At 66.3% G+C, this 1,648-nt stretch carries 1 protein-coding gene and 1 pseudogene; both read left to right on the top strand.

Features of this window, described 5'->3' with window-relative positions:
- Positions 1 to 429 (top strand): annotated as a pseudogene (locus tag ABT137_RS50935) (DUF3459 domain-containing protein); the annotation flags it as partial.
- The coding region (gene treS / locus ABT137_RS50930; protein WP_351720888.1) for a maltose alpha-D-glucosyltransferase at positions 426 to 1,648 on the top strand (1,223 nt) is incomplete at its 3' end. The pseudogene ABT137_RS50935 and the gene treS, both read left to right, overlap by 4 nt.

Genomic DNA, 1,648 nt, shown 5'->3' with positions numbered 1-1,648 from the left:
GACTCCGAGAAGTACCAGCTCAAACCCCGCGACTGGGCCCTCGCCGACACCGACGGCATCGCCCCCCTCATCACCCGCCTCAACACCGTCCGGCGGGCGAACCCGGCCCTGCGGCAGCTGCGCGACCTCCACTTCCACCACGCCGACCAGGACGCGGTGATCGTCTACAGCAAGCGGAGCGGCTCGAACACGGTTCTGGTGGTCGTGAACCTCGACCCCCACCACACCCAGGAGGCCACGGTCTCGTTGGACATGCCGCAACTCGGCCTGAACTGGCACGAGTCGGTGCCGGTGCGCGACGAGCTCACCGGCGAAACCTACAACTGGGGCAGGGCCAACTATGTGCGCCTGGAACCGGGGCACCGGGCCGCGCACATCCTCACCGTCCTGCGACCGTCCCCGCGGATCGGAGGGTCACCCACACAATGATCGTCAACGAACCCGTCCCGGACACCTTCGAGGACACTCCCGCGAAGGACCGGGACCCGGACTGGTTCAAACGCGCCGTCTTCTACGAGGTCCTGGTCCGCTCCTTCCAGGACAGCAACGGCGACGGCATCGGCGACCTCAAGGGCCTGACCGCGAAACTCGACTACCTGCAGTGGCTCGGCGTCGACTGCCTCTGGCTGCCGCCCTTCTTCAAGTCCCCGCTGCGGGACGGCGGTTACGACGTATCCGACTACACCGCCGTGCTCCCCGAATTCGGTGACCTCGCCGACTTCGTGGAGTTCGTCGACGCCGCCCACCAGCGCGGCATGCGCGTCATCATCGACTTCGTCATGAACCACACCAGCGACCAGCACCCGTGGTTCCAGGAGTCGCGCAAGGACCCCGACGGGCCGTACGGGGACTACTACGTCTGGGCGGACGACGACAAGCAGTACCAGGACGCGCGGATCATCTTCGTCGACACCGAGGTCTCCAACTGGACGTACGACCCGGTCCGCAAGCAGTACTACTGGCACCGCTTCTTCTCGCACCAGCCCGACCTCAACTACGAGAACCCGGCCGTCCAGGAGGAGATCCTCTCCGCGCTCCGCTTCTGGCTGGACCTGGGCATCGACGGCTTCCGGCTGGACGCGGTGCCGTACCTCTACCAGCGCGAGGGCACCAACTGCGAGAACCTGCCCGCGACCCACGACTTCCTGAAGCGGGTGCGCAAGGAGATCGACACGCAGTACCCGGACACGGTGCTGCTGGCCGAGGCGAACCAGTGGCCGGAGGACGTCGTCGACTACTTCGGCGACTACCGCAGCGGCGGGGACGAGTGTCACATGGCGTTCCATTTCCCGGTGATGCCGCGGATCTTCATGGCCGTGCGCCGGGAATCGCGCTACCCCGTCTCGGAAATCCTCGCCAAGACCCCCGCCATCCCCTCCGGCTGCCAGTGGGGCATCTTCCTGCGCAACCACGACGAGCTGACCCTGGAAATGGTCACCGACGAGGAACGCGACTACATGTGGGCCGAATACGCGAAGGACCCGCGTATGCGCGCCAACATCGGCATCAGGCGGCGGCTCGCCCCCCTCCTCGACAACGACCGCAACCAGATTGAGCTCTTCACCGCGCTCCTGCTCTCCCTGCCCGGCTCGCCGATCCTCTACTACGGCGACGAGATCGGCATGGGCGACAACATCTGGCTCGGCGA

Source organism: Streptomyces sp. NPDC001980, from assembly GCF_040296885.1.
GTDB lineage: Bacteria > Actinomycetota > Actinomycetes > Streptomycetales > Streptomycetaceae > Streptomyces.
This window is presented reverse-complemented; position numbering and strand designations above follow the sequence as displayed.